We start from the raw sequence: 24,544 nt of genomic DNA, 5'->3' as shown, positions 1-24,544 counted from the left end.
CGTCACCGGCCATGCTGAACGGATCGACTCATCCGACATTTCCTACGACACATAGCGAATTTCCAACCAGCAGTAACCAAACCTTACCAGGCTACGGGCTCCCGTCCCCTAACCCGCACCTGCTGCGCCGGCACCCGCGCATGCCATTGCACCACGCCCAGCGCCTCGATCTGGAATTGGCTGCGCAGTGTGCGTCCCTCTTCCTCGAACGACAGCTGCAGCACGAAATGACCGCTGTTGAGCAACAACCCTTCGCTTAGCCGGGCGAAGGTCTCGTCATCCACCGCGCCCAGCGCCTGACGCAATGCCGCAGCATCTACATAGCCCGCCGCCGGCCGGCCGCTGATGATGCGGCTGAGCATAGAACGGGAAAACTGCCCCTCATACAGGGCCTCCAGCAACGGCAGGTGTTCCAGCCCCAGGGCGTTGGCATTGAGTCGCCAGCCGCCGGTCGAGGGCAGTGCGCAGAGCATTCGGTAGCGGCTTTGTCGGCCACTGTCCGGCTCCAATAGCAGGTTGAGTTCACTGGTGTCGAGCATTGGCTGGTTGGCCGCCAACCGGGGTGGCTGCTGGCGCAGGTACTGGGCACTCTCGGCCCCTTGCAAGCGGGCATCGCTGTCGGCATCCAGCCAGTCGGCCAGGGCATCGACCAGCCGCTCGGCGGCCATGTCGTCGCCGAGCAGGTGGCGCAGTTGGCGTTCGGCCCGTGGAGCGTCCTCGCCCAGCAAGGCATTGACGTTGAAGCAACCGTGCTGGTCGATCACTCGCAGTTGCGCCTTGCCGGCACCAAAGTCATAAGCCAGCGGCTGCCCGCGCAGGGCCTGCCAGAACAGCGGGCTGGCCCGCCAGGCCGGATCGCGCAGGGCCTGGGAGGCATAGGCAAGCCCCGCCTGCTCCATGGCCCGCACCTGTACCCGCTGGTGCAACAGGCGCACCTCGTCCACCTGGCGCCGGCCATCTTCCACCAGCCAGGCCAGCCCTGCCGCGAGCATCGCCAACACCACCAGCACCATCAGCAGTGCCGCGCCCTGTTGTCGCCTGCGCCCCATCCCTGTCTTCCCATGGCCACTGAAAAGCGCCAGTCAACACGCCCGTTGTTTCAACCAGATGGCAGTCATGTGCCCGTCATCTGCGCAGGGCAGGATTGGCCTTCCTTTTTCTTTGGCCTGACAGGAGTGGTCTTACATGGGTGGCATCGGAATCTGGCAATTGGTGATCGTGCTGTTGATCGTCTTCCTGCTGTTCGGCACCAAGCGTCTCAAGGGGCTGGGCAGTGATGTCGGTGAAGCGATCCAGGGCTTTCGCAAATCCATGGGCGGTACTGCCGACAATGGCGTCGAGCAGCAACCCCAGGTGCTGAACAATCAGCCGGTACAGCAGACGCAGACGGATCGTCAGGCCTGATGTTCGAGATCGGCTTCACCGAACTGCTGCTGGTCGGTATCGTCGCCCTGCTGGTGCTCGGCCCCGAGCGCCTGCCGGTGGCGGCGCGTACCCTCGGCCGTGGGCTGGGCCAGGCACGCCGGGCGCTGAATGCACTGAAGGCGCAGGTGGAGCGGGAGATCGACATGCCCGCCCTGGATGCCGCGCCGCTGCAGTGCCTGGAGCAGGAGATCCGCCAGGGTATCCAACTCGACGCGACGCCGGCCAACGATCCGACCCCGGTCGCCCATACCAAGGAAAGCGCCTGATGACCCTCGCCCTCGACCAGGCGGCGCGCATGCCGCTGACCGACCACCTGCGCGACCTGCGCAAGCGCCTGGTGCGCTGCCTGCTGGTGGTCGCGCTGGTGTTCTGCGGGTTGTTCCCCTTCGCCCAGACGCTGTACACGCAGATCTCCGAACCGCTGCGCCGCTACCTGCCCGAAGGCGCCAGCATGATCGCCACCAGCGTCACCTCGCCGTTCCTCACGCCGTTCAAGCTGACGGCGATGTGCGCGCTGTTCGTCGCCATGCCGCTGCTGCTGCACCAGGCCTGGGGCTTCATCGCCCCGGGGCTGTACCGCCGCGAACGGCGCATTGCCCTGCCGCTGCTGGTGTCGAGCATCCTGCTGTTCTACGGCGGCATGGCCTTCGCGTTCTTCCTGGTGTTCCCGATGATGTTCGGCTTCTTCGCCAGCGTGACCCCGGACGGGGTGGCGATGATGACCGACATCGGCTTGTACCTGGACTTCATCATGGCGCTGTTCCTGGCGTTCGGCCTGGCCTTCGAGATCCCGGTGGCGACCTTCATCGTGGTTTGGGTGGGACTGACCGACGTGGCCACGCTGCGGCGCAGCCGGCCCTATGTGATCGTCGGGTGTTTCGTGGTGGGGATGATCCTGACGCCGCCGGATGTGTTTTCCCAGACCCTGCTGGCGGTGCCGATGTGGGTGCTGTTCGAGGTGGGGTTGCTGGCGTGTGGGTTGGTGCGCCGGGCGGGGTAGACCGATGGATTGCCGGGGCTGCTGCGCAGCCCTTTCGCGACACAAGGCCGCTCCTACAGGAGTACGCGAATCCCTGTAGGAGCGGCCTTGTGTCGCGAAAGGGCCGCAAAGCGGCCCCCGGGCGTCATGAGGTCTTCCTGTTCAACCCCACCTCCATATCATCGATCAACGCCTTGGCCATGGCGCTGAGGATCCGCGCCGAGCTGCCGGCCAGCAGGTCACCTTCCATTTCCGCCTCGCAGGTCAGGTGGCGGATGCAGCCAAGCAGCACCGACAACTCGCTGAAGGCATCCTCGAAGGAAACGCCGGGCTCGACCTTGAACAGGTCCAGGCAGACCGTGCGGCCTGCGGTGTGGCCGCGAGTCATGGCCGGACCTGCGGCTTGTGTTCGAGCAGGGCGCAGGCCAGTTGGCCGAGGTAGTCGCTGGTGGTGAACAGGCGGTCCTGGGCTTCTCCGGGTTCGGTCTTGAAGTAGATATCGAGGACATCGGAAATGGCGGTGGCTACCTCGACAGCAGCGGCCATCGCCTCCTCGCGGGTGAGCGTGGAACGGATACTGATGAAGGGTGCGAGACGGGGTGGGTCAGGTACGCGTTTTTTCATTGGGAAGTTCCTTCGTGATTAACAGGAACCGCCACTTGATCGTTCTCACATGATTGGGTGGCAGCCGTACACGGAGTGAGAACCCGGTCACGAAGAAAACCGGTCAGGCAGAACCTGCCCGCGCACGGCTGCCATAGCAGAGCGGCGTTCTTCGTGATGCGGGTTCTCACACCCGGTCACCAAATCTGGCGACCCGATGAAGTTATCCCTGGGGTATTTCCCCGACAACGCGGCGGCTTCCGGCAAGCGCGTAGGATAGTTCCCAAGCTTTGCTGGCTGAAGCATTTGGTTTCAGGTTCGGAAATATCTGACAGCCTTCAAGATCGCCGGGGGCTGCTGCGCAGCCCTTTCGCGACACAAGGCCGCTCCTACAAGGATGCGCGTACTCCTGTAGGAGCGGCCTTGTGTCGCGAAAGGGGCGCAAAGCGCCCCCAGAATCAAAAACGAGGTTCCTGATCAGACCAGTGGTATTGACCTGGTATTAAGGTGGTATTAATTTTCCACCCAACAACAATACCGGACACCGCCCATGCGTCCTCTATCGGCCCTGCGCCCCGACGACACCAGCGCCACCCCGCTCTACCTGCAGCTGGCGCGCAACCTTGAGCAGGCCATCCATGCCGGCCAATGGACCGCCGACCAGGCCCTGCCCTCGGAGCGCACCCTCAGCGAAACCCTGGACATCTCCCGGGTCACCGCGCGCAAGGCCCTCGAGGTCCTGCTCGAACAAGGCCTGATCCATCGCATCCAGGGCTCCGGCACCTTCATCACCCCGCGCCTGGAACAACCCCTGTCACGCCTGTCGAGCTTCAGCGAAATGCTGCGCATGAAAGGCTTCGTGCCCAGCTCCCAGTGGCTCGAGCGCAGCATCGGCACCCCGAGCAACGACGAACTGATCCGCCTCGGTCTATCGCCCACCGACCAGGTGGTCCACCTCAAGCGCCTGCGCAAGGCCGACGACATCGTCATGGCGGTGGAGGTCAGCACCCTGCCCGCCCGCCTGCTCGGCGACCCGCAGGCCATCGGCGATTCGCTCTACCAGCACCTCGACCGGCTCGGCCGCCCGGTGGTCCGCGCCCTGCAACACATCCGCGCGATCAACGCCGGCGACGAGCTGGCCGCCCAGGTGGGCATCGCCCCCGGCACCGCCATGCTGCTGATGACCCGGATCGGCTACCTCGACGACAACACCGCCATCGAGCTGACCGACACCTACTGCCGCAACGACTACTACGACTTCGTCGCCGAACTGCGACGCTGACCGGAGCCCCCATGGACATCGCCAACATCCTCACCCCCGACGGCTGGGTGCGCGGACAACTGCACCTCGAAAACGGCCGCATCCGGGCCATCGACGGTACGTCGTGCGACCCGCAGGCCAACGACCTGCCGTACCTGCTGCCCGGTTTCATCGACCTGCACGTGCACGGCGGTGGGGGCAGCGACATCATGCAGGGCGGCGACGCCTTCGCCACCATCGCCCGCACCCACCGGCGTTTCGGCACAACCTCGCTGCTGGCCACCACCATGACCGCGCCCCGCGAGGAACTGACCCGCGTGCTCGCCGAACTGGGCGAGCACCTCAAGCACCCGCGCCAGGGCGCACGCATCCTCGGCGTGCACCTGGAAGGCCCGTACATCAACCCCGGCAAGCTCGGCGCGCAACCGAACTTCGCCCACCAGGCACTGCTCGACGAGGTGGAGGAATACCTGGCCCTGGCGCCGATCAAGGTCATCACCATCGCCCCGGAAATCGCCGGCCACCTGCCGCTGATCCAGGCCCTGAGCCAGCGCGGCATCCGCCTGCAGCTCGGCCACACCCTGGGCAGCTACGAAGAAGGCGTGGCGGCCCTGGAGGCCGGCGCCACCAGCTTCACCCACCTGTACAACGCCATGAGCCCGCTGCACCACCGCGAGCCGGGCATCGTCGGCGCGGCCCTGGCCCATGCCCGCTACGCCGAGCTGATTCCCGACCTGCTGCACGTGCACCCCGGCGCCATGCGCGTGGCCCTGCGCTCGATCCCATGCCTGTACTGCGTGACCGACTCCACCGCCGCCGCTGGCATGCCCGACGGCGAATACCGCCTGGGCAGCCACACCGTGACCAAGTGCCTGGGCGGCGTGCGCCTGCCCGACGGCACCCTGGCCGGCAGCACCCTGACCATGGACCAGGCCCTGCGCAACCTGGTGAAGATCGGCCTGCCGCTGGCCGAAGCCTCCGAACGCCTGTCCCGCCATCCCGCCGATTATCTCGGCATCGCCGACCGTGGCCGCCTGCAACCGGGCGCCTGGGCCGACGCGGTGCTGCTGGACCGCCAACTGAACCTGACCGCCGTGATGATCGAAGGAGAAACCGCATGAGTTCAAGGATGCTCGAAGAAGCCCGCGCTTGCGCCGAGGTCGTCGAACGTCAGACGCAGACGCTGGACCCTCGCCTGGAAACCCTGGCCGAACAGCTGCGCCGGCTCGATCCGCAAGTGGCGCTGACCGTGGCCCGAGGCAGCTCGGACCACGCCGCCAGCTACTTCGCCTACATCGCCATGCAGCAACTGGGGCTGCCGGTGGCTTCCCTGCCGATGTCGGTGGTGACCCTGCAGCAGGCACCGCTGCGGGTGCGTGGCCAGGTGGCGCTGGGCTTCTCGCAGTCGGGCCAGAGCCCGGACCTGGTCGACAGCCTGCGCCGCCTGGGCCAGTGCGGGGCGACCACGGTCTCGCTGGTCAACGCCGAAGGCTCGCCCCTGGAGCAGGCCTGCCAGCACCACTTGCCGCTGTGCGCAGGCCCTGAGCTGTCGGTGGCGGCGACCAAGAGCTTCGTCGCCACCCTGGCTGCCGGCGCCCGCCTGGTCGCCCACTGGGGCCAGGACCGCGCCCTGCTGGAAGCCGGCCTTGCCCTGCCCGCGCAGCTGCGCGAGGCCGCCGCGCAGGACTGGACCCCGGCCATCGACACCCTGCGCGACAGCGAGCGCCTGATGGTGATCGGCCGTGGCGCGGGCTTCGCCATCGCCCAGGAGGCCGCGCTCAAACTCAAGGAAACCTCGGTGATCCAGGCCGAGGCCTTCAGCAGCGCCGAAGTGCGCCATGGCCCGATGGCCCTGATCGATGCCCAGTACCCGTTGCTGGTGTTCGCCCCCCGTGGCGTCGAGCAGGCCGGGTTGCTGCAGCTGGCCGCCGACATGCGTCAGCGCGGCGCCCGCGTGCTGCTGGCGGCGCCGGCCGATATCGCCGGGCGCGACCTCACCCTGAGCTGCGCCGAACACCCGGCCCTGGACCCGCTGCTGGCGATCCAGAGCTTCTACATCATGGCCGCGGCCCTGGCCGAGGCCCGCGGCCTCGACCCCGACCAGCCGCGCCACCTGAGCAAAGTGACCTGCACGCAGTGAAGCCGCGAGGAACAGCGCATGCCCGACAATAACAAGATCATCCTCCATGCCCCGCTCGCCGGACCGCAGGTACCGCTGGACCAGGTACCGGACCCGGTGTTCAGCAGCGGTACCCTGGGCGACGGCGTCGCCATCGACCCGTTGAACGACGTGCTGCACGCGCCCTGCGCGGGCGAAGTGGTGCAACTGGCTCGCACCGGCCATGCGCTGACCCTGCGCGCGGCCAACGGCGCGGAAGTCCTCTTGCATATCGGTGTCGACACCGTGCAGTTGCAGGGGCGCGGTTTCTCGCCGCTGGTGGCGCTGGGCGACCAGGTGACCCTGGGTCAACCGCTGGTGCGCTTCGACATGGACCTGGTGGCGCAGCACTGCGTCAGCCTGGTCACCGTGATGCTGGTCAGCAATGGCCCGGGCTTTGGCCTGACGCGACTGGACACAGGCGCTTCGCGCCTGGGCGCGGCGTTGCTGGAGGTCGAGGCCACAGGCAGCGAAGCGCAGGCACGCCCGGTCAGCCATGAGTGCGCACGCGGTCATGCCCGGGTCGCTCATCACGGCGGTCTGCACGCCCGCCCTGCCGCCCTGCTGCGCCAGACCGCGCAAAGCTTCCAGAGCCATGCCGTGCTGCGTTTCGCCGAGCGCGAGGCCGACCTCACCAGCCTGGTGGCGGTCATGGGCCTGGGCGTTGGTGAAGGCGCCGAAGTCGAACTGATTTGCACCGGGCCGGACAGCCAGGCTGCGCTGCAGGCGTTGATCGCCGCCGTGCAGACCGCCTCGGTCGGTGAGCGCCATGCCGCGCATGCCCCCACAAGCATCGCCACGCCCAAACCCAATGCCGAGCCCGGCGTGCTCAACGGGGTTTGCGCCGCCCCCGGCCTCGCCCTCGGGCCACTGGCGCGCCTGGACGGCATCAGCCTGCCGGCGGACAGCGGCGACAACGACCCCGCCGAGCAGCACCAGGCGCTGAACACTGCCCTGGCCGAGGTCCGCCATGCCATCGACCGCGACTGGCGGCACCTGCCTCGCGGCCAGGAGGACGCGGCGGCGATCCTCGAGGCCCACCTGGCCCTGCTCGACGACCCGGCCCTGCTCGGCGACGCCCGCCAGCATATCGCCGGCGGCGTCGCCGCCAGCCATGCCTGGAGCCGCGCCATCGAGACCCAGTGCCAGGTCCTGCGCAGCCTGGGCAATCCGTTGCTGGCCGAGCGCGCCAACGACCTCTATGACCTGCAGCAGCGAGTGCTGCGCGCCCTGCTCGGCGAAACCCGGCAACTGCGCCTGCCGCCGGCGGCCATCGTCGTCGCCCACGAACTGACGCCCTCCGACCTGCTGCTGCTCGCCCGTCACGATGTCGCCGGGCTGTGCATGGCCGCCGGTGGCGCCACCTCGCACGTCGCCATCCTCGCCCGTGCCCGCGGCCTGCCATGCCTGGTGGCCGTGGGCGAAGCGCTGCTCGACCTGCCCGCCGGCACGCCCCTGGTGCTGGACGCCGACCAGGGCCGCCTGGAAACCCAGGCCGCCCCGCAACGCCTGGCCGAGGTCCACTGCCACCTGCAGCAGCGCCGCGAAATCCGCCAGCGCCAGCAGGCCGCCGCGCAGCAAGGCGCGCGTACCCGCGATGGCCAGTTGATCGAGGTCGCGGCCAACGTGGCCAGTGCCGAAGAGGCCGCCCAGGCCCTGGCTCTGGGCGCCGACGGCATCGGCCTGCTGCGCAGCGAGTTCCTGTTCATCGACCGCCCCACCGCACCGGACGAGGCCGAGCAGCGCAACGCCTACCAGGCGGTGCTCGACGCCATGGCCGAGCGCCCGGTGATCATCCGCACCATCGACGTCGGCGGCGACAAGCAGCTCGACTACCTGCCCCTGCCGGCCGAGGCCAACCCGGTGCTGGGCCTGCGCGGCATCCGCCTGGGCCAGGTCCGTCCGGAGCTGCTCGACCAGCAACTGCGCGCCCTGCTCCAGGTCAGCCCGCAGCGGCGCTGCCGGATCATGCTGCCGATGGTCACCGAGGTCGACGAGCTGATCGCCATCCGCCAGCGCCTCGACCGGCTGGCCGCCGAGCTGGGCGTGACGGCGCGCGCCGAACTGGGGGTGATGATCGAAGTGCCGGCCGCGGCGCTGCTCGCCGAGCGCCTGGCCGAGCATGCGGACTTCTTCTCCATCGGCACCAACGACCTGTCCCAGTACACCCTGGCCATGGACCGTGACCATGCTGGGCTTGCGGCGCGGGTCGATGCCCTGCACCCGGCGCTGCTGCGCCTGATCGAGCTGACCTGCCAAGGCGCGGCGAAGCACGGCCGCTGGGTCGGCGTGTGCGGCGCGCTGGCCTCCGACCCGCTGGCCACGCCGGTACTGGTTGGCCTCGGCGTGGCCGAGCTGTCGGTCAGCGCGCCGCAGATCGGCGAGATCAAAGCCCTGGTCCGCCAGCTCGACGCCAGCGCCTGCCGCCGCTTCAGCCAGGGCCTGCTGGGCCTGGCCAGCGCCGGGGCCGTACGCCAGGCCTGCCGCGACTTCGCCGCGCAATCCCACGCCCAACCCGCGGCCCCCATGGCCCTACAACAATAATCGGAGCGCACCATGTACCAGCACTTCATCCAGGGCCTGCAGCGGCTCGGCCGCGCCTTGATGCTGCCCATCGCCATCCTGCCCATCGCCGGCCTGTTGCTGCGCCTGGGCGACACCGACCTGCTCGACATCGCCCTGGTGCATGACGCCGGGCAAGCGATCTTCGCCAACCTGGCGCTGATCTTCGCCATCGGCATCGCCGTGGGCTTCGCCCGCGACAACAACGGCACCGCGGGCCTGGCCGGCGCCATCGGCTACCTGGTGCTGGTGGCGACGCTGAAGGTGATCGATCCGAAGATCGACATGGGCATGCTCGCCGGCATCATCTGCGGCCTGCTCGGCGGCGGCCTGTACAACCGCTTCAAGGACATTCAGCTGCCGGACTACCTGGCGTTCTTCGGTGGCCGGCGCTTCGTGCCGATCGCCACCGGGGTGTCGGCGGTGTTTCTCGGGCTGCTGTTCGGCCTGATCTGGCCACCGATCCAGCACGGCATCAACACACTCGGCCAGCTGATGCTGGAGAGCGGCAGCATCGGCGCGTTCTTCTTCGGCGTGCTCAACCGGCTGCTGATCATCACTGGCCTGCACCATATCCTCAACAACCTGGTGTGGTTCGTCTTCGGCAGCTTCCAGGCGGCCAGCGGCCAGGTGGTCACGGGCGACCTGGCGCGCTTCTTTGCTGGCGACCCGAACGCTGGGCAGTTCATGACTGGCATGTTCCCGGTGATGATCTTCGGCCTGCCCGCCGCCTGTCTGGCCATGTACCGCCACGCCCTGCCACAGCGGCGCAAGCTGATCGGCGGGGTGCTGCTGTCGATGGCGCTGACCTCGGCACTGACCGGGGTCACCGAGCCGATCGAATTCGCCTTCATGTTCCTGGCGCCGCTGCTGTACCTGATCCATGCGCTGCTGACCGGGCTGTCCATGGCCATCTGTGACCTTTTGGGGATCCGCCTGGGCTTCACCTTCTCCGGCGGCGGCATCGACATGGCCCTAGGCTGGGGACGTTCGAGCAACGGCTGGCTGGTGTTCCCCGTGGGCGTGCTCTACGGGTTGGTCTACTACTTCGTGTTCGACTACTGCATCCGCCGTTTCGACCTGAAGACACCCGGTCGCGAGGAACAGGCGGCCAGCCAGGCCGAGGGCAGCGATGCGCCACGGGCCCGGCGCTATATCGACGCCCTCGGCGGCGCGGCCAACCTGCAGGGCGTGGATGCCTGCACCACGCGCCTGCGCCTGGTACTGGTCGACCGCAACCTGGCCCGCGACCAGGACCTGAAAGCCCTCGGTGCCCTCGCCGTGGTACGCCCCGGTACCGGTGGCAGCCTGCAGGTGGTGGTGGGGCCGATGGCCGATGCGCTGGCCGACGAGATTCGCGGGGAGCTGCCCCATGCGCGGGTGGCGGCACCGGTTGTCGAGAAGGCCGCAGTGGTCACCGAGACGGTCGTTGCGGATGAATGGCTGCAGGCCTTGGGCGGGCGCGAGAATGTGCTGGAGGCGCAGTGCGTGGCCTCGAGCCGAGTGCGAGTGCGAGTCAGGGATGAGGCCAAGGTAGAGCAGGAACGCCTGGCCGCCTTGGGCTGCCAGGGAGTGAGTCCGCAGGCGGGTGGGGTGTGGCATCTGTTGGTGGGAGCGCGAGCGCCTGGACTGAGCCAGGCGCTGCAAGACATGTAGGAGCGGCCTTGTGTCGCGAAAGGACTGCGCAGCAGCCCCGGCAATCTTGACGAAAACGCTGGAATTCCGGGGCCGCTTTGCGGCCCTTTCGCGGCACAAGGCCGCTCCTACAGCGATGGCACTAGCCTTAGAAATCGGCCAGCGGCCAAACCTCATAAGCCGGCGTTTCATACGGGTGGCTCTGCTTGAGCGCGGCGACCACCTGGGCGATCAGCGCATCAGCCACCACCAGCTCCACCTTCCACTCCTCGACCACCTCGACCTGGCCGGTCTGCCCGAGGTACGGCTGGCTGCCGTCCAACGGGCGGAACTGGCCCTGGCCCAGGGTCTGCCAGGCGCAGTGGTCGTAGTCACCGATGCGTCCGCCACCGGCGGCGAACACGGCGGCCTTGACCACCTCGACATGGCTGTCGGGGACGAAGAAGGCGAGCTTGTACACCCTTAGTTCACCCACACCCGCGCATTGCGGAACATGCGCATCAGAGCCGCGTCTTCCTGCCACTCATCTGGGCGCCAGGAGTTCTGCACGGCGCGGAACATCCGCTCCGGGTGCGGCATCATGATGGTCACGCGGCCGTCGCGGCTGGTCAGGCCGGTGATCCCACGCGGCGAGCCGTTCGGGTTGGCCGGGTAGGCTTCGGTGACCTTGCCGTGGTTGTCGACGTAGCGCAGGGCCACGCAACCGGACAGATCGGCTTCCAGCAGTGCCTCTTCGCTTGCGAACTCGGCATGGCCTTCACCGTGGGCGATGGCGATCGGCATGCGCGAACCGGCCATGCCCTGCAGGAAGATCGAGTTGGACTTCTGCACCTCGACCATGGCCACGCGGGCCTCGAACTGCTCCGAGCGGTTGCGCACGAAGTGCGGCCAGTACTCGGTGCCCGGGATCAGCTCGTGCAGGTTGGACATCATCTGGCAACCGTTGCACACGCCCAGGGCGAAGCTGTCGGTACGCTCGAAGAAGGCCTGGAAGGCATCGCGGGCACGGGCGTTGAACAGCGCCGACTTGGCCCAGCCTTCACCGGCACCCAGCACGTCGCCGTAAGAGAAGCCGCCGCAGGCCACCAGACCTTTGAAGGCTTCGAAGTCGACACGGCCAGACAGGATGTCGCTCATGTGCACGTCGACCGCAGCGAAGCCCGCGCGGTCGAAGGCGGCAGCCATCTCGACCTGGCCGTTGACACCCTGCTCGCGCAGGATCGCCACTTGCGGACGCACGCCTTTCTTGATGTACGGCGCGGCGATGTCGTCGTTGACGTCGTAGCCCAGCTTGACCGACAGGCCCGGGTTGTCTTCTTCGAGCAGGGCGTCGAATTCCTGGTCGGCGCAGTCGGCGTTGTCGCGCAGGCGCTGGACCTGATAGCTGGTTTCGGCCCACTGGCGCTGCAGCAGGCGGCGATCGCCGTTGAACAGCTCTTCGCCTTCGAAGTTGATCAGCACTTCACCGTTGTTGATCGGCTGGCCGATCACGGCGACGCAATCCTCACCCAGGCCTGCGGCGCTGAACTGCGCCAGCACATCCGGCGTGGCGTCCTGACGGACCTGGATCACCGCGCCCAGCTCTTCGTTGAAGAGGATGGCCGCGACTTTCTCGCGCTTGCTGGTCAGGTTGCCCAGTTCCAGCTCCAGGCCACAGTGGCCGGCGAAGGCCATTTCCAGCACGGTGGTCATCAGGCCGCCGTCGGAACGGTCGTGATAGGCCAGCAGGTGGCCGTCTTCGTTCAGGCCCTGAATCACGGCGAAGAACGCCTTGAGGTCCTCGGCGTCATCGACGTCCGGCGCCTGGGCGGCCAGCTTGCCATGGGTCTGCGCCAGGATCGAGGCACCCATGCGGTTCTGGCCACGGCCCAGGTCGATCAGGATCAGGTCGGTTTCGCCCTTGTCCATGCGCAGTTGCGGGGTCAGGGTCTTGCGGATGTCGGTGACCGGGGCGAAGCCGGTGATGATCAGCGACATCGGCGAGGTGACGCTCTTCTGCTCGCCCGCTTCGCTCCACTGGGTCTTCATCGACATCGAGTCTTTGCCGACCGGGATGGTGATGCCCAGCTCCGGGCACAGCTCCATGCCGACGGCCTTGACGGTGTCGTACAGGCGGGCGTCTTCACCCGGGTGGCCGGCGGCGGACATCCAGTTGGCCGACAGTTTGATGTCGGACAGCTTCTCGATGCGCGAGGCCGCCAGGTTGGTCAGGGTCTCGCCGATCGCCATGCGGCCGGACGCCGGGGCGTCGAGCAGGGCCAGCGGGGTGCGCTCGCCCATGGCCATGGCTTCACCGGTGTAGACGTCGAAGCTGGTGGCGGTGACGGCACAGTCGGCCACCGGCACCTGCCACGGGCCGACCATCTGGTCACGGGCCACGAGGCCGGTGATGGTACGGTCGCCGATGGTGATCAGGAAGCTCTTGCTGGCCACGGCCGGGTGACGCAGGACGCGCTCGACCGAGTCCTTGAGTTCCAGGGTGCTCGGGTCGAACTCATCGCCCAGCTCCGCTTCGCGGGTGACCGAACGGTGCATGCGCGGCGGCTTGCCCAGCAGCACGTCCAGCGGCATGTCCACCGGGGTGTTGTCGAAGTGGCTGTCGGTGACGGTGAGGTGCTTCTCTTCGGTGGCCTCGCCCACGACCGCGAACGGGCAGCGCTCACGCTCGCAGATGGCCTGGAAGCGCTCGAAGTCCTCGGCGCTGACCGCCAGCACGTAGCGCTCCTGCGATTCGTTGGACCAGATCTCGTGCGGGGCCATGCCCGGCTCGTCGTTGGGCACGTTGCGCAGTTCGAAGCGGCCACCACGGCCACCGTCGTTGACCAGCTCCGGGAAGGCGTTGGAGATGCCGCCAGCGCCGACGTCGTGGATGAAGGCGATCGGGTTCTTGTCACCCAGCTGCCAGCAGCGGTCGATGACCTCCTGGCAACGGCGTTCCATTTCCGGGTTTTCGCGCTGTACCGAGGCGAAGTCCAGGTCAGCCGAGCTGGCGCCGGTGGCGACCGACGAGGCGGCGCCGCCGCCCAGGCCGATCAGCATGGCCGGGCCGCCGAGCACGATCAGCTTGGCGCCGACGGTGATCTCGCCCTTCTGCACGTGGTCTTCACGGATGTTGCCCATGCCGCCGGCGAGCATGATCGGCTTGTGGTAGCCACGGACTTCTTCACCGTGCGGGGTGTTGATGCCCTGCTCGAAGGTGCGGAAGTAGCCGGTCAGCGCCGGGCGACCGAATTCGTTGTTGAACGCGGCGCCGCCCAGTGGGCCTTCGATCATGATGTCGAGGGCGTCGACGATGCGCTCAGGCTTGCCGTACGGCTTCTCCCATGGCTGCTCGAAGCCCGGGATACGCAGGTTGGATACGGTGAAGCCGGTCAGGCCAGCCTTGGGCTTGGCGCCACGGCCGGTGGCGCCTTCGTCGCGGATCTCGCCGCCGGAGCCAGTGGAGGCGCCGGAGAACGGGGCGATGGCGGTCGGGTGGTTGTGCGTCTCGACCTTCATCAGAATGTGCACCGGCTCCTGCACCGCGCCGTACTGGCGGGTCTCAGGGTTCGGGAAGAAGCGGCCGGCGACGCTACCGACGATCACCGAAGCGTTGTCCTTGTAAGCGGACAGCACGCCTTCGCTGTGCATCTGGTAGGTGTTCTTGATCATGCCGAACAGGCTCTTCTCCTGCGCCTGGCCGTCGATGTCCCAGCTGGCGTTGAAGATCTTGTGGCGGCAGTGCTCGGAGTTGGCCTGGGCGAACATCATCAGTTCGATGTCGTTCGGGTTGCGCTTGAGGCCCTGGAAGGCGTTGACCAGGTAGTCGATCTCGTCCTCGGCCAGGGCCAGGCCCAGGTCGATGTTGGCTTGTGCCAAGGCGGCGCGGCCACCGACGAGGATGTCCACCGAGGTCATCGGCTTGGGCTGGGCGTGGCTGAACAGGTCGGCGGCATCTTCCAGCTTGGCCAGCACGCGCTGGGTCATGCGGTCGTGAAGCTCGGCGGCGAGCACCTGGGCGTCGGCGTCGGAAATGTTACCGGCGACGTAGTAGGCGATGCCGCGCTCCAGGCGCTGGATCGACTGCAGGCCGCAGTTGTGGGCGATGTCGCTGGCCTTGGATGCCCAGGGCGAGATGGTGCCCAGGCGCGGCACGACCAGGAACAGGCGGCCGGCTGGCTCCTGCACCGGCACGCTCGGGCCGTACTTGAGCAGACGGCCCAGCACCTGCTGCTGGTCGGCGATCAGCTCGCCGTCGACGTCGGCGAAGTGGGCGAATTCGGCATACAAACCAGTAACAGCGGGGACTTTCTGGCTCAGTTGCTCGAGTAATTTACCGTGGCGAAAGGCAGAAAGGGCAGGAGCGCCGCGCAGGATCAACATCGTCGGGACAGCCTCAGGAAGGGGTGTGCTTAGAGGCCGTGCATTCTAGCCTAATTCGCAGGCTTTCGGCACCCGCTCAAAGCCAATGCTGCCGGGCGGTGGAACCGGACCCAGGGGTCAAAAAATACACCAACTTCGCGCGGTCCCTGTAGGAGCGGCCTTGTGTCGCGATGGGCTGCGCAGCAGCCCTAAATTCACTGCTGTGCTGGGAAAACCCTCGGGGGCCGCTGTGGCGCAGCCCATCGTGACACAAGGCCGCTCCTACAAAGGAATCGAGCCGCTGCTGCACAGAACCTGCTAGCAGACCTGCCAACCATTGTCGAGATATGGCGCCGCCGGTCCTTTGCGTATACTGCACCCTATGTTCGCCCACACTGCTTTGCGCCAGCGATGCGCCAGATGGCTCCTCGCAACCGGACTCTTCCTGATGCTCGGTGCCTGCGTTGAAAAACCCAGCACCCTCGAACGCGTCAAGGAGGATGGCGTATTGCGCGTGATTACCCGCAACAGCCCGGCCACCTACTTCCAGGACCGCAACGGCGAAACCGGTTTCGAATACGAACTGGTCAAGCGCTTCGCCGACGACCTGGGCGTGAAGCTGGAGATCGAGACCGCCGACAACCTCGACGAACTGTTCGACCAGCTGGGCAAGCCGTCCGGCCCGGTGCTGGCCGCCGCCGGCCTGGTCAGCAGCGAGCGCCGCGCCGCCCAGGCGAAGTTCTCCCACCCCTACCTCGAGGTGACCCCGCAGGTCATCTACCGCAATGGCCGCTCGCGGCCGACCAGCGCCAAGGGCCTGGTCGGCAAGAAGATCATGGTGCTCAAGGGCAGCAGCCACGCCGACCAGCTCGCCGAGCTGAAAAAGCAGAACCCGGGGCTGGAGTACGAGGAGTCCGACGCCGTCGAGGTGGTCGACCTGCTGCGCATGGTCGATGAGGGCCAGATCGACCTGACCCTGGTCGACTCCAACGAGCTGGCCATGAACCAGGTGTACTTCCCCAACGTGCGCGTGGCCTTCGACCTGGGCGACACCCGCGACCAGCGCTGGGCGGTGGCCGCTGGCGAAGACAACAGCCTGCTCAACGAGATCAACGAGTTTCTCGACAAGTCGCAGAAGAACGGCACCCTGCAGCGTCTGAAGGACCGTTACTACGGCCACGTCGATGTCCTCGGCTATGTTGGCGCCTACACCTTCGCCCAGCACCTGCAGCAGCGCCTGCCCAAGTACGAAAAGCACTTCAAGACCAGCTCCAAGGTCGAGCAGGTCGACTGGCGCCTGCTCGCCGCGATCGGTTACCAGGAATCGATGTGGCAGCCGGAAGTCACCTCCAAGACCGGCGTGCGCGGCCTGATGATGCTGACCCAGCGCACCGCCCAGGCCATGGGCGTGTCCAACCGCCTGGACCCCAAGCAGAGCATCCAGGGTGGCGCCAAGTACTTCATGCTGGTCAAGGACCAGCTCGACGACAGCATCAAGGAGCCGGACCGCACCTGGTTCGCCCTGGCCGCCTACAACGTCGGCAGCGGCCACCTGGAAGACGCCCGCACCCTGGCCAGGCGCGAAGGCCTGAACCCGAACAAGTGGCTGGATGTGAAGAAGATGCTGCCGCGCCTGTCGCAGAAGCAGTGGTACAGCAAGACCAAGTACGGCTATGCCCGCGGCGGCGAGCCGGTACATTTCGTGGCCAACATCCGTCGCTACTACGACATTCTCACCTGGGTCACGCAGCCACAGCTCGAAGGCCAGGTGGCCGAGGGCAACCTGCATGTGCCGGCGGTGAACAAGGACAAGCCGGCGGAACAGTCACCGCCGATGTGACACGCCACCGCCCTTTGTAGGAGCGGCCTTGTGCCGCGAAAGGGCTGCGCAGCGGCCCCAGGATTTCAGAGTTGAGCAAAGATCGCTGGGGCCGCTTTGCGGCCCTTTCGCGGCACGAGGCCGCTCCTACAGGGATCGTGTCAGCTAGGCTTTCGCCCGCCGCGCCTTGAAGAACTCACTCAAGATCGTTCCGCACTCCTCTGCCAGCACCCCACCCTCAAACATCACCCGATGGTTGAGGAACCCCTGGCTGAAGAACTGCCCCTGGCTCTGCACGATCCCCGCCTTGGGCTCCAGTGCCCCATAGACCACCCGCGCCACCCGCGAATGGACGATCAGCCCCGCGCACATGCTGCATGGCTCCAGGGTCACGTACAGGGTACTGCCCGGCAACCGGTAGTTGCTGGCGGACTTGGCCGCAGCGCGGATCGCCACCATTTCGGCGTGGGCGCTGGGGTCGCTGTCGATGATCGGCCGGTTGAAGCCCTGGCCGATCACCTGGCCATGCTGCACCAGTACCGCGCCCACCGGCACCTCGCCCATGGCGGCACCCTGGGCCGCCAGTTCCAGGGCCAGGCGCATGAATTCCTGATCGCGGCTGCGATCGATGATCTGCGGTCGCATCAGACCACCGCGATCGCGGCCATCAGGCCGGTTTCCATGTGGTCGATGACGTGGCAGTGGAACATCCAGGTACCCGGGTTGTCCGCTACCAGCGCCACCTGCGCCCGTTCGTTCTTGCCCAGCAGGTAGGTGTCGGTGAACCACGGCTCGACGATCTTGCGGCGATTGGAGGCGATCACCTTGAAACTCATGCCATGCAGGTGGATCGGGTGCTGGTACTGGGTCATGTTCTTCAGTTCGAAGATGTAGCTCTTGCCCTTCTGCAGGGTGGCGATCGGCCGGTCGGCGCAGGTCTTGTCGGTGATGTCCCAGGCCTGGCCGTTGATCTGCCACAGGCTCGGCGGCTTGCCGTTCTCGGTATTGACCGAGACCTTGCCGACCCATTCAAAATTGAAGTTGAGCTTCTCGGCGTTCTCAAGGTCCGGCTCGGCCACCGGGTTGGCCGGCAAGGCCTTCGGCCAGTCGCTCGGTGCCTCGCTGCTGGCCACCGAGCGCAGGGTGCCCAGGCGTACGAAACCGTCACGCAGGGAGATTTCTTCGCCCGCCTGGGGGATACGAATCGCCAGGCAAATACGCATGCCCGGGCCAAGCCAGTACTCGTCGTCCAGCGGGCGCGGTGTGACCGGGTTGCCGTCGAGGGCGTAGATCATCGCCTCGCAGTTGCCCTTTAGATTGAGCCGATAGGTCCAGGTGTTGTCCAGGTTCAGCAAGCGCACCCGCACCACCTGCCCGGCCGGCAGTTCGGTCACCGAGTCGGCCTGGCCATTGATGGTGATCAGCCGCCCAGCCGTGCCATTGCGCGCCGCCTCGCGGGGTACGCTGAAGGGCATCCAGGCGCCCTGCTCGTCCACATGCCAATTCTTCAGGCTCAGGGTGCGTTCGTGCTTGAAGCCGGTCGGCTCGCGCTCCTCGACGATCAACGGCCCGACCAGGCCGCGACCCAGCTCTTCGGAGCTGCTGACATGCGGGTGATACCAGTAGCTGCCGGCGTCCGGCACCTTGAACTTGTAGTCGAAGTATTCGCCCGGCTTGACTGGCAACTGCGAAACATACGGCACACCGTCCATTTCCAGCGGCAGGCGGATACCATGCCAGTGGATGGTGGTTTCCACCGGCAGGTGGTTGATAAAGCGCACCCGCAGCCAGGTGCCCTGGCGCACGCGCAATTCGGTACCCGGCGCCGACGGGCCGAAGGCCCAGGCCTCGGTCTTGAAGCCTGGCACCAGCTCGACGTCCAGGGGCGCTGCGATCAGCTCGTAGTCGTGCCCGGCGTTGTCGTCCTCGACCTTGCCCAACCAGTAGCGTGCCGCGCCTCCGGCGCCCAGGCCTACCACCACGAGGCCGGTCAGGCCCTTGAGCATTTGTCGACGGGTAAAGGACATTGGTGCGGGTACCTCGTGTTTTGCGCAATCAGTCTGCCAGCAGCGGCTGGCGATGAAGGGCGAATACGATACACCTGCAAGTGAGAAAGATTAAGTGAAGTGTTGTCCCACCCCGTGAAGAGGCCGGCACAGGAAACAGAAACAACAAGGGCGCCTTGCGGCGCCCTTGTGGCTCAACTCATTCCCACTCGATGGTGGCCGGCGGCTTGCTCGACACGTCGTAGGTGACGCGGGAGATACCGTCGATTTCGTTGATGATACGGCCGCTGACGGTTTCCAGCAGCTCGTACGGCAGGTGCGCCCAGCGCGCGGTCATGAAGTCCACGGTCTCGACGGCACGCAGGGCCACGACCCAGGCGTAGCGACGGCCGTCGCCGACGACGCCGACCGACTTGACCGGTTGGAACACCACGAACGCCTGGCTGGTCTTGTGGTACCAGTCGGCCTTGCGCAGTTCTTCGATGAAGATGTGGTCGGCGCGACGCAGGATGTCGGCGTATTCCTTCTTCACTTCACCAAGGATGCGCACGCCCAGGCCCGGGCCTGGGAACGGGTGGCGGTAGACCATGTCGTAAGGCAGGCCCAGCTCCAGGCCGATCTTGCGCACTTCGTCCTTGAACAGCTCGCGCAGCGGCTCGACCAGCTTGAGGTTCATCTCCTCCGGCAGGCCACCGACGTTGTGGTGCGACTTGATCACGTGGGCCTTGCCGCTCTTGGCGCCGGCCGACTCGATCACGTCGGGGTAGATGGTGCCCTGGGCGAGGAACTGGATGTTTTCCAGCTTGCTGGCCTCGGCATCGAACACGTCGATGAAGGTGCGACCGATGATCTTGCGCTTCTTCTCAGGGTCGGCTTCGCCGGCCAGGTTGTCGAGGAACTGCTTCTCGGCATCGGCGCGGATGACCTTGACGCCCATGTTCTCCTTGAACATGGCCATCACCTGGTCGCCTTCGTGCAGGCGCAGCAGGCCGTTGTCGACGAACACGCAGGTCAGCTGGTCGCCGATGGCGCGGTGCAGCAGCGCGGCAACCACGGAGGAATCAACGCCGCCGGACAGGCCGAGCAGGACGTTGGCCGAACCCACCTGTGCACGCACCTGGGCGATGGCGTCTTCGACGATGTTCGAGGCGGTCCACAGGGCTTCGCAGCCGCAGATGTCCTGGACAAAGCGCGACAGGATGCGACCGCCTTGCTTGGTGTGGGTCACTTCCGGGTGGAACTGCACGCCGTAGTAGCCCAGGGCGTCGTCGTACATGCCGGCGATCGGGCAGCTCGGGGTGCTGGCCAGTACGCTGAAGTTGCCCGGCATCTGGGTGACCTTGTCGCCGTGGCTCATCCACACGTCCAGGCCCAGCACGCCGTCGTCATCGACATGGTCTTCGATGCCGTCGAGCAGGCGACTCTTGCCGACCACGTCGACGCGGGCGTAGCCGAACTCGCGCAGGTCGGAACCTTCGACCTTGCCGCCCATCTGCTCGGCCATGGTCTGCATGCCATAGCAGATGCCCAGCACCGGGACCTTCAGGTCGAACACGGCCTGCGGGGCACGCGGGCTGTTGGCTTCGTGGACCGACTCGGGGCCACCGGCCAGGATGATGCCGCGCGGGTTGAATTCGCGGATCGCTTCATCGTCCATGTCGAACGGGTGCAGTTCGCAGTACACGCCGATCTCGCGCACGCGGCGGGCGATCAGCTGGGTGTACTGGGAACCGAAATCGAGGATCAGGATGCGGTGAGCGTGAATGTCGAGGGCCATGACTCAATCTCGTCAGTGGAAATCGGAAACGACGCGGGGCTGTGTATGACAGCCCCGTTCGGTAATTGCTGGAAGCCTCAGCCTACGCGGTAGTTAGGGGCTTCTTTGGTGATCTGCACGTCATGCACGTGGGACTCGGCCATGCCGGCACCGGTGATGCGCACGAACTCCGGCTTGGTACGCATCTCTTCGATGGTCGCGCTGCCGGTATAGCCCATGGACGAACGCAGGCCGCCCATCAGCTGGTGGATGATCGCGGCCAGGGCGCCCTTGTACGGCACACGGCCTTCGATGCCTTCCGGTACCAGCTTCTCGGCGCCGGCCGAGGAGTCCTGGAAGTAACGGTCGGAGGAGCCTTGCGCCTGTGCCATGGCACCCAGCGAGCCCATGCCGCGGTAAGCCTTGTAGGAACGGCCCTGGAACAGTTCGACTTCACCCGGGGCTTCTTCGGTACCGGCAAACATCGAGCCCATCATCACGCAGGAAGCGCCGGCTACGATGGCCTTGGACAGGTCACCCGAGAAACGGATGCCGCCGTCGGCGATCAGCGGCACGCCAGTGCCTTCCAGTGCGGCGGCGACGTTGGCGATGGCGCTGATCTGCGGCACGCCGACACCGGCGACGATACGGGTGGTGCAGATCGAGCCCGGGCCGATACCGACCTTGACCGCGTCGGCGCCGGCTTCAGCCAGGGCCTTGGCGGCGGCGCCGGTGGCGATGTTGCCGCCGATCACCTGCACTTGCGGGTAGTTCTCTTTGACCCAGCGAACGCGGTCGATCACGCCCTTGGAGTGACCGTGGGCGGTGTCCACCACCACCACGTCAACGCCGGCGGCCACCAGGGCGGCTACGCGCTCGCCGGTGTCCTTGCCGGTGCCGACCGCGGCGCCGACGCGCAGGCGACCCTGGTCGTCCTTGCTGGCCAGCGGGTAGGCCTTGGCTTTTTCGATGTCCTTGACGGTCATCATGCCCTTGAGGGCGAACTTGTCGTCGACGATCAGGACTTTTTCCAGGCGGTGCTTGTGCAGCAGCTCACGGACTTCGTTCTTGTCGGCGCCTTCGCGGACGGTGACCAGACGCTCTTTGGGGGTCATCACGTCGCGGACCTTGGCGTCCAGGCGGGTTTCGAAACGCACGTCACGGGAGGTGACGATGCCGACCAGGTCACCGTTCGCCAGCACCGGAACACCGGAGATGTTGTTCAGGCGGGTCAGGTCGAACAGGTCGCGCACGGTGGCGTCGGCGTCGATGGTGATCGGGTCCTTGACCACGCCAGCCTCGAACTTCTTGACCTTGCGTACTTCGCCGGCCTGCTGCTCGATGGTCATGTTCTTGTGGATGATGCCGATGCCGCCTTCCTGGGCCATGGCGATGGCCAGGCGCGCTTCGGTCACGGTATCCATGGCGGCGGAGACCAGGGGAATGTTCAGCTCGATGCCACGAGTCAAACGGGTCTTGAGACTGACTTCATTGGGCAGTACCTCGGAGTAGCCAGGTACAAGGAGGATATCGTCGAAGGTCAGGGCTTCTTGGCTGATACGCAGCATCGCGGGGGCTCCCGGGAGGGAAAAATGGAAGCGCGCCATTATACCCATCCATGGCGCGCCGCTCAATGCAAAATAAGGGCCTTCGGTCAGCCGTGCGGCAGTTTTACCTGCACCACCGCCACCGGCTGGTCCAGCCAGTCGGCGAAGCTGTCGAGGAAGGCCTGGGTGAACCCGGCCTCGCCCCAGTTATTGAAGATGAACCCCAGGTTGGAAAAGGCACACGGCTGCAGGTAGAGGAAGCCATTGATGTCATCCTCGAAGCCGCACAGCGGGCAGGTGAAGTTGTCGCTCACCCCCGGCATCCACTCCTCCAGGCTCTCGAACAGCGGCTCGCCTACCTCGCGCCGGCATTCCGGGCAGCCGGCCTCCTCGAGAAAACCGTCGGTGGGGGTGTAGATGCAGCGCTTGAGCATCACCTCCAGGCCATTGACCTGTTCGCCTAGTGGCAGCTTCTCGGGGTGCAGGGCCACCTTGCGCGCCCCTTCGGCCAGGGCATGGCCCATGCGGTTGCCGGTGCGACCGCAGGTGCTCAATTGCTCCTCGACGATCTTTTCGCGCACCAGCCAGCGCAGGATGGCGCGGGCACGGGCTTCGTGAACCGGCACGGTGGACAGCTTGGGGACGATGATGCTCTGGGTGTTCATGCTTGAGGCGGGCCTGCGAACTGCGGTAATGGCGCAATTCTACCGCCTGCTCAGGCGCTCAGGTAGCGACCGATCAACGCCAGGCCGCTGGCCAGCACCAGCCAGGTGATCAATCGCACGAAAGCCTCGCGGGACAGCTTCAGGGTCAGCCGTCGGCCCAGCCAGGTACCGACGAACATCACCGGCAGCAGGCAGGCGGCCAGCAGCAACAGGTCGGCGTCGGCATACACCCCGGCGATCAGGAACAGCGACAGGCGCACCACCGTGCTGCAACTGATCAGCGCAACCTGGGTCGCCCGCACCTGCTCCTTGGCCTCCAGCCGTGCACTGAGGTAGATCGCGTACAAAAAACCACCACTGCCGAACAGGGCACCGAACAACCCGCCCACCGTGCCCATAGGCACCGCCCAGGCACCCGACAGGCTCGCCGGCCGCACCTTCACCGCCAGGCCGTAGACCGCGTAGGCGGTGACGAACAGCCCCATCAGCAACAGCAGCACATCCGACTTCAGGCGCAGCAGGAACACCACGCCCAGCGTGCAGCCCACGGCCATGAACGGCAGCAGCCTGAGCAGTTCGCCGCGCACCACGTCGCGCCGCGACGGCAGCAGGTTGCCGAAGGCGGCGACGAAGTCCAGCAACACCAGCAATGGAATGATCCGCGACAACGGCATGAAGTGGATCAGCACGGGGCCGGCGACCAGCGCGGTGCCGAAGCCGGCGATGCCGAAGACGATATAGGCCACCCCTACTCCCAGCAGGATGGGTAGCCAGTCGAGCGTGGAAAACGACAATTGAGCGAGCATCGCGACAGTTCCTCGGGAGACCACTGAAGGTTAGCCAGCGACAAGCCATGCCGACTAATATACCTTTACGCCATGAGTTATCTTGAAAAGGCATGACATGACTTCGATCCGCCAACTGCGCTATTTCGTCGAAATCGCCGAGGCTGGCAGCTTCAGTGCCGCCGCCGAGCGGCTGTACATCGCCCAGTCGGCCCTCAGCCGGCAGATCAAGGAGCTGGAGCTGCACCTGGGGGCCGCACTGTTCGAACGCACCGCCCGCCAGCCACGGCTGACCGCCGCCGGCCAGGCCTTCCTCGATCGCGCCCGGCGCCTGCTGGCCGACCTGGACAAGGCCGAACGCCTGGCCCGTGAAGTGGGCCAGGGCCTGCGCGGCAGCCTGCGGCTGAACCACTCCAGTACCGTGCCGTTGACTGGGCAACTGCTGCAGCGCCTCGGCACCTACCTCGAGGACAACCCCGGCGTCTCCCTGGAGATCGCCCAGCAATCCTCGGAGGCGCAACTGGAGGACATCGCCGAGGGCCGCCTGGAAATCGGCCTGCTGCGCCTGCCGGTGCTGCGCCAGCATGAGGGCGTTGAGCTGCATGCGTTGTTCGACGAGCCCCTGCTGCTGGCGGTGGCGGCAAGCCACCCACTGGCCACGGCGGGCAGTGTCCGGCTGGGGCAACTGCGCGAGGAACGCTTCATTTCCATACCCCATCGTCAGCGCGGCGGGTTGAGCTACCTGTCGGCGTCGTTGTGCATGAACGAGGGATTCTTTCCCCAGGCGGCGCAGGTGGTATCGCGCAAGACCACCCAACTGCAGCTGATCCAGGCCGGGTTCGGGGTGGCATTGCTGCCGGCGAGCATGCGCGAGATCGCCCCGCCATTGGTGCGTTTCGTGCCGTTGGTCGAGGCGTGCCAAAGTACCGTGGCGCTGGCTTGCCGGCGGGATGCCGGGGAGTTGGTGCGTCAGTTCGTGGCGATCATGCAAGGCTGAAGGCC

21 protein-coding genes are annotated in these 24,544 nt (G+C 66.4%); 10 read left to right on the top strand and 11 right to left on the bottom strand.

Annotated features, from left to right (window positions below; genetic code table 11):
• Positions 1-83 precede the first annotated feature (83 nt).
• Positions 84-1,049, bottom strand: coding sequence for a type II secretion system minor pseudopilin GspK (gene gspK / locus V0R62_RS18135; RefSeq protein WP_330104724.1), 966 nt, complete (start codon positions 1,047-1,049; stop codon positions 84-86).
• Positions 1,050-1,185: 136 nt separating this feature from the next.
• Between gspK and tatA the strand changes: the two genes are divergently transcribed.
• From tatA to tatC, 3 genes are read left to right on the top strand one after another with little or no spacing between them, the layout of a single operon-like run.
• Positions 1,186-1,404, top strand: a complete 219-nt coding sequence (gene tatA / locus V0R62_RS18130) for a twin-arginine translocase TatA/TatE family subunit (protein WP_260271044.1) — start codon at positions 1,186-1,188, stop codon at positions 1,402-1,404.
• Entirely contained in the window at positions 1,404-1,691 is a 288-nt protein-coding gene (gene tatB, locus V0R62_RS18125; RefSeq protein WP_330104723.1) for a Sec-independent protein translocase protein TatB, read from the top strand. Before tatA ends, tatB begins: the two co-directional genes overlap by 1 nt.
• The gene (gene tatC / locus V0R62_RS18120; protein ID WP_186734898.1) at positions 1,691-2,425 is read left to right on the top strand and encodes a twin-arginine translocase subunit TatC; all 735 of its coding nucleotides are present in this window, start codon (positions 1,691-1,693) and stop codon (positions 2,423-2,425) included. Before tatB ends, tatC begins: the two co-directional genes overlap by 1 nt.
• A 124-nt stretch (positions 2,426-2,549) precedes the next feature.
• Here the strand turns inward: tatC and V0R62_RS18115 are convergent, their stop codons facing one another.
• Together V0R62_RS18115 and V0R62_RS18110 are read right to left on the bottom strand one after the other, a co-directional pair.
• The gene (locus tag V0R62_RS18115) at positions 2,550-2,792 is read right to left on the bottom strand and encodes a DUF3077 domain-containing protein (RefSeq protein WP_028691619.1); all 243 of its coding nucleotides are present in this window, start codon (positions 2,790-2,792) and stop codon (positions 2,550-2,552) included.
• Positions 2,789-3,028, bottom strand: a complete 240-nt coding sequence (locus V0R62_RS18110) for a hypothetical protein (protein WP_330104722.1) — start codon at positions 3,026-3,028, stop codon at positions 2,789-2,791. The genes V0R62_RS18115 and V0R62_RS18110 overlap by 4 nt, the downstream gene beginning before the upstream one ends.
• Positions 3,029-3,557: 529 nt before the next feature.
• On the opposite strand from V0R62_RS18110, the gene V0R62_RS18105 reads away from it, so the two are divergent.
• The 5 genes from V0R62_RS18105 to nagE are packed head-to-tail and all read left to right on the top strand — an operon-like array spanning position 3,558 to position 10,644.
• Positions 3,558-4,289: a GntR family transcriptional regulator gene (locus tag V0R62_RS18105; RefSeq protein WP_110738341.1), complete on the top strand. Its 732-nt coding sequence runs from the start codon at positions 3,558-3,560 to the stop codon at positions 4,287-4,289.
• A gap of 11 nt (positions 4,290-4,300) precedes the next feature.
• Positions 4,301-5,389 carry an N-acetylglucosamine-6-phosphate deacetylase gene (nagA, locus tag V0R62_RS18100; protein WP_330104721.1) on the top strand — a complete coding sequence of 363 codons (1,089 nt, stop codon included), beginning with the start codon at positions 4,301-4,303 and terminating at the stop codon, positions 5,387-5,389.
• Positions 5,386-6,408 (top strand): SIS domain-containing protein, encoded by a 1,023-nt coding sequence (locus V0R62_RS18095; RefSeq protein WP_186734075.1) that lies wholly within the window; start codon positions 5,386-5,388, stop codon positions 6,406-6,408. Before nagA ends, V0R62_RS18095 begins: the two co-directional genes overlap by 4 nt.
• Before the next feature lie 18 nt (positions 6,409-6,426).
• A complete protein-coding gene (ptsP, locus tag V0R62_RS18090) occupies positions 6,427-8,970 on the top strand; it encodes a phosphoenolpyruvate--protein phosphotransferase (protein ID WP_330104720.1) in 2,544 nt (847 codons plus the stop codon).
• A gap of 12 nt (positions 8,971-8,982) precedes the next feature.
• On the top strand, positions 8,983-10,644 hold the full coding sequence (nagE, locus tag V0R62_RS18085) for an N-acetylglucosamine-specific PTS transporter subunit IIBC (RefSeq protein WP_330104719.1): 1,662 nt from the start codon (positions 8,983-8,985) through the stop codon (positions 10,642-10,644).
• A 127-nt stretch (positions 10,645-10,771) separates the two neighbouring features.
• On the opposite strand, the gene V0R62_RS18080 is transcribed toward nagE, so the two are convergent.
• Together V0R62_RS18080 and purL are read right to left on the bottom strand one after the other, a co-directional pair.
• The gene (locus tag V0R62_RS18080; RefSeq protein WP_050704166.1) at positions 10,772-11,083 is read right to left on the bottom strand and encodes an NGG1p interacting factor NIF3; all 312 of its coding nucleotides are present in this window, start codon (positions 11,081-11,083) and stop codon (positions 10,772-10,774) included.
• 2 nt (positions 11,084-11,085) lie between these two features.
• Entirely contained in the window at positions 11,086-14,985 is a 3,900-nt protein-coding gene (purL, locus tag V0R62_RS18075) for a phosphoribosylformylglycinamidine synthase (RefSeq protein ID WP_330104718.1), read from the bottom strand.
• 361 nt (positions 14,986-15,346) lie between these two features.
• On the opposite strand from purL, the gene mltF reads away from it, so the two are divergent.
• Entirely contained in the window at positions 15,347-16,804 is a 1,458-nt protein-coding gene (mltF, locus tag V0R62_RS18070) for a membrane-bound lytic murein transglycosylase MltF (protein WP_186713899.1), read from the top strand.
• Between the two features lie 144 nt (positions 16,805-16,948).
• On the opposite strand, the gene tadA is transcribed toward mltF, so the two are convergent.
• The 6 genes from tadA to V0R62_RS18040 form a co-directional block, all read right to left on the bottom strand.
• Positions 16,949-17,428: a tRNA adenosine(34) deaminase TadA gene (gene tadA, locus V0R62_RS18065; RefSeq protein WP_330104717.1), complete on the bottom strand. Its 480-nt coding sequence runs from the start codon at positions 17,426-17,428 to the stop codon at positions 16,949-16,951.
• On the bottom strand, positions 17,428-18,810 hold the full coding sequence (locus V0R62_RS18060; protein ID WP_330104716.1) for a multicopper oxidase family protein: 1,383 nt from the start codon (positions 18,808-18,810) through the stop codon (positions 17,428-17,430). The genes tadA and V0R62_RS18060 overlap by 1 nt, the downstream gene beginning before the upstream one ends.
• A 178-nt stretch (positions 18,811-18,988) precedes the next feature.
• Entirely contained in the window at positions 18,989-20,566 is a 1,578-nt protein-coding gene (gene guaA, locus V0R62_RS18055; protein WP_186658345.1) for a glutamine-hydrolyzing GMP synthase, read from the bottom strand.
• Positions 20,567-20,643: 77 nt separating this feature from the next.
• Positions 20,644-22,113 carry an IMP dehydrogenase gene (gene guaB, locus V0R62_RS18050; protein WP_186713895.1) on the bottom strand — a complete coding sequence of 490 codons (1,470 nt, stop codon included), beginning with the start codon at positions 22,111-22,113 and terminating at the stop codon, positions 20,644-20,646.
• Positions 22,114-22,199: 86 nt separating this feature from the next.
• Positions 22,200-22,757 (bottom strand): sugar ABC transporter ATPase, encoded by a 558-nt coding sequence (locus tag V0R62_RS18045; RefSeq protein WP_330104715.1) that lies wholly within the window; start codon positions 22,755-22,757, stop codon positions 22,200-22,202.
• A gap of 50 nt (positions 22,758-22,807) precedes the next feature.
• The gene (locus V0R62_RS18040) at positions 22,808-23,563 is read right to left on the bottom strand and encodes a sulfite exporter TauE/SafE family protein (protein WP_330104714.1); all 756 of its coding nucleotides are present in this window, start codon (positions 23,561-23,563) and stop codon (positions 22,808-22,810) included.
• A gap of 97 nt (positions 23,564-23,660) precedes the next feature.
• Here V0R62_RS18040 and V0R62_RS18035 point away from each other — a divergent pair, with 97 nt between their 5' ends.
• Positions 23,661-24,539 carry a LysR family transcriptional regulator gene (locus V0R62_RS18035; RefSeq protein WP_330104713.1) on the top strand — a complete coding sequence of 293 codons (879 nt, stop codon included), beginning with the start codon at positions 23,661-23,663 and terminating at the stop codon, positions 24,537-24,539.
• Positions 24,540-24,544 lie beyond the last annotated feature (5 nt).

It is taken from the genome of Pseudomonas carassii (assembly GCF_036324045.1).
GTDB classification, from domain to species: domain Bacteria; phylum Pseudomonadota; class Gammaproteobacteria; order Pseudomonadales; family Pseudomonadaceae; genus Aquipseudomonas; species Aquipseudomonas peradeniyensis.
Note: the sequence above shows the minus strand (reverse complement) of the source record. Positions and strands in the feature narration are given on the sequence as shown.

Excerpts from the sequence above, each read along its gene's own strand:
- V0R62_RS18110 (WP_330104722.1), bottom strand. The coding sequence starts at position 3,028 with ATGAAAAAACGCGTACCTGACCCACCCCGTCTCGCACCCTTCATCAGT.
- V0R62_RS18060 (WP_330104716.1), bottom strand. The coding sequence starts at position 18,810 with ATGTCCTTTACCCGTCGACAAATGCTCAAGGGCCTGACCGGCCTCGTG.
- guaA (WP_186658345.1), bottom strand. The coding sequence starts at position 20,566 with ATGGCCCTCGACATTCACGCTCACCGCATCCTGATCCTCGATTTCGGT.
- ptsP (WP_330104720.1), top strand. The coding sequence starts at position 6,427 with ATGCCCGACAATAACAAGATCATCCTCCATGCCCCGCTCGCCGGACCG.
- tatB (WP_330104723.1), top strand. The coding sequence starts at position 1,404 with ATGTTCGAGATCGGCTTCACCGAACTGCTGCTGGTCGGTATCGTCGCC.
- V0R62_RS18040 (WP_330104714.1), bottom strand. The coding sequence starts at position 23,563 with ATGCTCGCTCAATTGTCGTTTTCCACGCTCGACTGGCTACCCATCCTG.
- tadA (WP_330104717.1), bottom strand. The coding sequence starts at position 17,428 with ATGCGACCGCAGATCATCGATCGCAGCCGCGATCAGGAATTCATGCGC.
- gspK (WP_330104724.1), bottom strand. The coding sequence starts at position 1,049 with ATGGGGCGCAGGCGACAACAGGGCGCGGCACTGCTGATGGTGCTGGTG.
- V0R62_RS18035 (WP_330104713.1), top strand. The coding sequence starts at position 23,661 with ATGACTTCGATCCGCCAACTGCGCTATTTCGTCGAAATCGCCGAGGCT.
- tatC (WP_186734898.1), top strand. The coding sequence starts at position 1,691 with ATGACCCTCGCCCTCGACCAGGCGGCGCGCATGCCGCTGACCGACCAC.
- V0R62_RS18115 (WP_028691619.1), bottom strand. The coding sequence starts at position 2,792 with ATGACTCGCGGCCACACCGCAGGCCGCACGGTCTGCCTGGACCTGTTC.
- nagA (WP_330104721.1), top strand. The coding sequence starts at position 4,301 with ATGGACATCGCCAACATCCTCACCCCCGACGGCTGGGTGCGCGGACAA.
- purL (WP_330104718.1), bottom strand. The coding sequence starts at position 14,985 with ATGTTGATCCTGCGCGGCGCTCCTGCCCTTTCTGCCTTTCGCCACGGT.
- guaB (WP_186713895.1), bottom strand. The coding sequence starts at position 22,113 with ATGCTGCGTATCAGCCAAGAAGCCCTGACCTTCGACGATATCCTCCTT.
- V0R62_RS18095 (WP_186734075.1), top strand. The coding sequence starts at position 5,386 with ATGAGTTCAAGGATGCTCGAAGAAGCCCGCGCTTGCGCCGAGGTCGTC.
- V0R62_RS18105 (WP_110738341.1), top strand. The coding sequence starts at position 3,558 with ATGCGTCCTCTATCGGCCCTGCGCCCCGACGACACCAGCGCCACCCCG.
- nagE (WP_330104719.1), top strand. The coding sequence starts at position 8,983 with ATGTACCAGCACTTCATCCAGGGCCTGCAGCGGCTCGGCCGCGCCTTG.
- tatA (WP_260271044.1), top strand. The coding sequence starts at position 1,186 with ATGGGTGGCATCGGAATCTGGCAATTGGTGATCGTGCTGTTGATCGTC.
- V0R62_RS18045 (WP_330104715.1), bottom strand. The coding sequence starts at position 22,757 with ATGAACACCCAGAGCATCATCGTCCCCAAGCTGTCCACCGTGCCGGTT.
- mltF (WP_186713899.1), top strand. The coding sequence starts at position 15,347 with ATGTTCGCCCACACTGCTTTGCGCCAGCGATGCGCCAGATGGCTCCTC.